Origin of the sequence: Serratia sp. 506_PEND, from assembly GCF_001076875.1 — a bacterium.
In the GTDB taxonomy this organism is placed as follows: domain Bacteria; phylum Pseudomonadota; class Gammaproteobacteria; order Enterobacterales; family Enterobacteriaceae; genus Serratia; species Serratia marcescens.
This window is the reverse complement of sequence record NZ_JVEL01000117.1, coordinates 1-5,423: the sequence shown is the minus strand read 5'-3', so window position 1 is coordinate 5,423 and position 5,423 is coordinate 1. Positions and strand designations below refer to the sequence as shown.

General features: G+C 61.3%; 6 protein-coding genes. 2 read left to right on the top strand and 4 right to left on the bottom strand.

What is annotated here, in order from left to right:
* Positions 1-661 (top strand): exodeoxyribonuclease III (gene xthA, locus ADK28_RS03440; RefSeq protein WP_048794887.1); only part of this gene is annotated, 661 nt, incomplete at its 5' end.
* Positions 662-705: 44 nt separating this feature from the next.
* The gene (locus ADK28_RS03435) at positions 706-1,107 is read left to right on the top strand and encodes a pyrimidine (deoxy)nucleoside triphosphate diphosphatase (RefSeq protein ID WP_033640116.1); all 402 of its coding nucleotides are present in this window, start codon (positions 706-708) and stop codon (positions 1,105-1,107) included.
* Between the two features lie 21 nt (positions 1,108-1,128).
* On the opposite strand, the gene ADK28_RS03430 is transcribed toward ADK28_RS03435, so the two are convergent.
* The 4 genes from ADK28_RS03430 to selD form a co-directional block, all read right to left on the bottom strand.
* Complete coding sequence (locus ADK28_RS03430) at positions 1,129-1,425, bottom strand: YnjH family protein (protein WP_048794886.1); 297 nt, start codon at positions 1,423-1,425, stop codon at positions 1,129-1,131.
* Positions 1,422-3,347 carry a DNA topoisomerase III gene (locus ADK28_RS03425; protein WP_016927481.1) on the bottom strand — a complete coding sequence of 642 codons (1,926 nt, stop codon included), beginning with the start codon at positions 3,345-3,347 and terminating at the stop codon, positions 1,422-1,424. The genes ADK28_RS03430 and ADK28_RS03425 overlap by 4 nt, the downstream gene beginning before the upstream one ends.
* Positions 3,347-4,456: a tRNA 2-selenouridine(34) synthase MnmH gene (gene mnmH / locus ADK28_RS03420; protein WP_048794888.1), complete on the bottom strand. Its 1,110-nt coding sequence runs from the start codon at positions 4,454-4,456 to the stop codon at positions 3,347-3,349. The genes ADK28_RS03425 and mnmH overlap by 1 nt, the downstream gene beginning before the upstream one ends.
* 8 nt (positions 4,457-4,464) lie before the next feature.
* Positions 4,465-5,423 (bottom strand): selenide, water dikinase SelD (gene selD / locus ADK28_RS03415; protein ID WP_048794885.1); only part of this gene is annotated, 959 nt, incomplete at its 5' end.

Genomic DNA, 5,423 nt, shown 5'->3' with positions numbered 1-5,423 from the left:
GCACGGCTATCACGTGTTCTATCACGGGCAAAAAGGCCATTACGGCGTGGCGCTGCTGACCAAAGCGGAGCCCCTGGCCGTGCGCCGCGGTTTCCCAACCGATGAAGAAGACGCGCAGCGTCGCATCATCATGGCCGATCTGGCTACGCCGCAGGGCACGCTGACGGTGATCAACGGCTACTTCCCGCAAGGTGAAAGCCGCGACCACCCGATCAAATTCCCGGCTAAAACACGCTTTTATCAGGATCTGCAAAACTACCTGGAGCAGCAGCTATCGGCGGAATCCCCGGTGCTGATCATGGGCGACATGAATATCAGCCCCAGCGATTACGATATCGGCATCGGCGAAGACAATCGCAAACGCTGGCTGCGCACCGGTAAATGCTCCTTCCTGCCGGAAGAGCGCGAATGGATGGATCGCCTGCTGAACTGGGGCCTGGTCGATACCTACCGCCACGCCAATCCGGGGCGCAACGACGAGTTCTCATGGTTCGACTACCGCTCCAAAGGGTTCGATGACAACCGCGGCCTGCGTATCGATCTGCTGCTGGCCAGCACCCCGCTGGCTTCGCGCTGCATCGCCACCGGCATCGATTACCAAACCCGCGGCATGGAGAAACCTTCCGACCATGCGCCGGTCTGGGCGGAATTTACGCTGTAACCCCATCACCCCGGCGCTCGCCGGGGTTTTACTCTGTGAAGCCAATGAAAATTATCGACGTGGTAGCCGCCATTCTGGAACAAAATGGCCGCATTTTGCTGGCCCAGCGCGGCGCAGGCAGCGATCAGGCCGGTCTGTGGGAGTTTCCCGGCGGCAAGGTTGAAGCCGGCGAAAACCAGCCAGAGGCGCTGGCGCGCGAGCTGGATGAAGAATTGGGGATTTGCGCCCGTATCGGCAACTATGTGGGCAGCAATCAGTGGCAGCAAGGTGAACGCCTCATCCGGCTGCACGCCTGGCAAGTCGCAGAGTTCTCCGGTGAACTGCAACAGCGCTGCCACTCGGCGCTGGTCTGGGTCACGCCGCAACAGGCGCAGGAATACGCTCTGGCACCCGCTGACGTTCCACTGCTGGCGGAGTATATCGCCGCGCAAGGCGATTCACGCTGAGCGCGGCGATAGGTTACATGGTCACTTCTTTAATCGCACCCAAATCAAGGGGTTGGTGCCGATAGTGTTAGGCTCACGCACACACTGCAGCACTTCCCCTTCCACTTTAAGCACCGCGCCTTCGGAATAGTTTTGATTCTGGTAGACGCAACAGCGGTTGCAGGGTTGCGCCGGTGGCGAATTGGCGCCGTTTTTCGCCGTCCCCCAAATCTCCGGCGAAACCGGCAACACCACGTCCACATCGCCCCGGTTGGCGGCGGCCAGGCCGGAAAACATCAGGGCAGCGGCAACCAGCACCCCATTGAGTCCGCGTTTCATTCACTCTTCTCCTGCGCCTTGCCGGCGCTTTTCCTGCGTTTTTTGCCTCCGCTGGAAGGCGGCGGCGGCAACCCACGAAACGCCATGCTCGCCCGGCTCTGCTTAGCCTGATAAATCAGCTCTTGCAGCGTGCCGACCAACGGCTGCATAAAGTCCTGATAACGGCAGGATTTCTCGCTGATTTGCGTCAGCGTGGCTTCCCAGTTGGCCGTCATATCAGGACGCGCAGCAAGATCCGGCAGCGAGTGAATCAACGCGCGCCCGGTTTCGCTGGAGTGAATATAGCGTCCCTTCTTGTACAGAAACGCCCGTTTGAACAGCAATTCGATGATCCCCGCTCGCGTCGCTTCCGTTCCTAAACCATCGGTCGCCCGCAGGATTTTCTTTAGCGCTTTATCTTGTACGAACCGCGCGATGCCGGTCATGGCCGACAACAGGCTGGCGTCAGTAAACGGCCGCGGCGGCTGCGTCTGGCGCTCCACCACTTCACCGCGCTCGCACAACAACTCATCATCTTTAGCCACCACCGGCAGCGGGGCACCTTCGTTTTCCTCGTCGCGCTCCTTACTGCCCAGCAGCGTACGCCAGCCGGCTTCCGCCAGGAATCGCGCCTTGGCGATAAATTTGCCGCCGGCGATATCCAGCTCGATCACGCATTTGCGGAATACCGCATCCGGACAGAACTGCATCAGATACTGGCGCGCCACCAGCCCATACACGTTCCGTTCATCCTGCGTCAGATTAATCTTGCCGGCGCGGGCGGTGGGAATGATGGCGTGGTGCGCATCGACCTTCTTATCGTCCCAGCAACGGTTGCGGCGATCGCTGTCGATCACCGGCTGCGGATACAGCTCAGGCTGGTGCACGCTGATGGCGTTCAGCACCGCGTGGCGGCCGGCGAAATGCTCTTCCGGCAGGTAGCGACAGTCGGAACGCGGATAGGTAATCAACTTGTGGGTTTCGTACAGCCGCTGGCAAACGTCCAGCACCTGTTGCGCGCTGAGGTTATAACGCCGGGCCGCTTCGATTTGCAGCGTGGAGAGCGAAAACGGCAGCGGCGCAGTATCGGATTCCCGTTTATCGTTATAAGACGTGACCAGCGCCGGCTGGCCTTCGATGCGCTTGACCACATGCTCCGCCAACGGCCGGTGCAGCAAACGCCCCTCTTCGTCCTGATAAGGCTCACAGGACTCACTGGGCTGCCACAGCGCCACGAAGCGTTCTTCTTTCGGCGTGACGATGTGCGCCTTGACCTCAAAGAAGTCTTTTGGCACGAAGTTTTCGATCTCTTCATCACGCCGTACCACCAATCCGAGCACCGGCGTCTGCACCCTGCCTACCGACAGCACGCCGTCGTAACCGGCGTTGCGGCCCAGCAGCGTGTAGGCGCGGGTCATATTGATGCCGTACAGCCAGTCGGCGCGCGAACGCGCCAGCGCAGACACGCACAACGGAATGAAATCACGGTTGTCGCGCAGGCGTTCAACCGCGCGCTCCACCGCCTGCGGGTTGAGATCGTTGATCAGACAGCGGCGCACCTTCTGGCGCTTTTCCGCCGTCAAATCCAGGTAGTCCAGCACCTCATCCACCAGCAGTTGCCCTTCGCGATCCGGGTCGCCGGCGTGAACCACTTCATCGGCTTCAAGCAGCAACTTTTTGATGGCGTTGAGCTGTTTGCTGACCGACGGCCGCGGCTGCAAGCGCCATTTTTCGGGGATGATCGGCAGATCCGCCAACGACCAGCGCGCATAGCGGCTGTCATAAGCGTCAGGCTGAGCCTGTTCCAACAGGTGGCCGACGCACCAGGTCACCACGTCGTTGTTGCCGCAGGCGATATACCCGTCGCCGCGGCGATGCGGCTTGGGCAAGACGTCGGCAATGGCGCGCGCCAAACTCGGTTTCTCGGCTATGAACAGTCGCATTAATCACCGTTTTTCTGGCTGAACGTCATCAAGAATTCTCTTACTTCTGCATAGTTCCCGCGGAAGACAATCCGCTGGGCTTTCTTTTCCAACTGATAGCAATACATCGGATCGTAGTACTGCTGCAACAGGGGCGCCAACCACTCACGGTGCGCCTCGCCCTGGCCGCTGAGCCGCTGTGCCCGCAGCGCCGCTTCCAGCCGCTGCGTCAGTTGCTGGAAGCGCTCCAGGCCCAGGCGGCGGCGTATGGCGAACAGGCCGTGGTGCAGATAGTCGTCGTACTGTCGCCAGCCCTCTTCCATGCCATAGGCCTGTTCGAACTGTTCGCGCATCCCGTCGATATATTCGGCCTGCAGGCGCGCCAGACGAATATCGAACGGATCGTCGATCACCGCCACCGGCGCCTGCTGCATGCCGTTGAACAACGGCAACGGCAGATTGTTGCTGCCGATGATCCGCCCTTCGTCTTCCAGCACCCAACGGCGGCTGCCACCATGCTGTTTTTTCAGCAATAACACAGCCAGACGATTCTCAAAATCGATCTGTGAGCTTTGCCCCGCCAGCGTTCGGCCAAAAGATGAACCGCGATGGCGCGCCGCGCCTTCCAGATCGACGCCGTCGGCCAGTTCGTTGACCAGCAACGTCTTGCCGCTGCCGGTATTGCCGCCCACCAGGGCCATCGGCAATGCCGCGCTTTGCGCCAACACGCCCAGCAGATAATTGCGCAGCGCCTTATAACCGCCAGTGATACGCGGGTACTCGACGCCGGCCTCATGCAGCCATTGCTGCACCAACTGCGAGCGCAACCCGCCGCGGAAGCAGTAAATATAGCCTTCGGGTCGCTGCGCACAGGCCGCCAGCCAGGCGGCGGTGCGCTGTTCGCGCAGTTTGCCGTTCACCAGGCTGTGGCCGAGCGCGATCGCCGCTTGCTGACCATGCTGCTTATAGCAGGTGCCCACCGCCTGCCGCTCGCTGTCGACCATCAGCGGCAGGTTCACCGCCTGAGCGAAGGCGCCTTGCTGAAACTCGATCGGCGCGCGCACGTCAATCAGCGGCACGTCCTGCAGAAAAATGCGTTGATAATCGGCGCTGTCCGGCCTGCCTTGCATCTTGGACACTACACAACCTCGATCAGCGGTTTACCTGCCTGTGCGGCATGCAGCTCACCGATAGGATTGAGCGTGATGCCGTGCTGCTCGGCAATCGCCAGCACCTGCGCCTGCGCCTCCGGCAATACCGCCAACAGCAAACCGCCGGAGGTTTGCGGATCGCACAGCAGTTGGCGCTGCAAATCGCTCATCTCGCCCACCAGATGGCCATAGCTGTCGAAGTTGCGCCCGGTGCCGCCCGGCACGCAGCCCTCGGCGATATACGCCTCGACGTGCGGCAGCTTCGGCACCCGATCGAACCAGACCGTCGCCTGCAGACCGGAACCCTGGCATACCTCGCTCAAGTGGCCCAGCAAGCCAAAGCCGGTGATATCGGTCATCGCCGTGACGCCCGCCACCTCGGCAAAGTCGGCGCCCGGCTTGTTAAGGCGGCACATCACGTCCGTCGCCAGCCCTTGATGCTCAGGACGCAGCTTGCTTTGCTTCTCGGCTGTCGTCAGCACGCCAATGCCCAGCGGCTTGGTCAGATAGAGTTGCGCGCCGGCCCGTGCGGCGCTGTTCTTTTTCACTCGCTCGGTATTGACCACGCCGGTGACCGCCAGGCCGAAGATAGGTTCCGGCGCGTCGATGGAATGGCCGCCGGCCAGCGCGATCCCTGCCTGTTGGCAGGCGAAACGCCCGCCGTCGATCACCTGCTGCGCCACCTCCGGCGGCAGTTTGGCGATTGGCCAGCCGAGAATGGCGATCGCCATGATCGGTTTGCCGCCCATGGCGTAGACGTCGCTGATGGCGTTAGCGGCGGCGATGCGGCCGAAATCGAACGGATCGTCGACGATCGGCATGAAGAAGTCGGTAGTGCTGATGATGCCGACGCCGTTGCCGATGTCATACACCGCCGCGTCGTCGCGGGTTTCATTGCCGACCAACAGACGCGGATCGACAAATTTTTCCCGCTCGCTGTGCAAGA

Excerpts from the sequence above, each read along its gene's own strand:
- ADK28_RS03435 (WP_033640116.1), top strand. The coding sequence starts at position 706 with ATGAAAATTATCGACGTGGTAGCCGCCATTCTGGAACAAAATGGCCGC.
- ADK28_RS03430 (WP_048794886.1), bottom strand. The coding sequence starts at position 1,425 with ATGAAACGCGGACTCAATGGGGTGCTGGTTGCCGCTGCCCTGATGTTT.
- ADK28_RS03425 (WP_016927481.1), bottom strand. The coding sequence starts at position 3,347 with ATGCGACTGTTCATAGCCGAGAAACCGAGTTTGGCGCGCGCCATTGCC.
- mnmH (WP_048794888.1), bottom strand. The coding sequence starts at position 4,456 with ATGCAAGGCAGGCCGGACAGCGCCGATTATCAACGCATTTTTCTGCAG.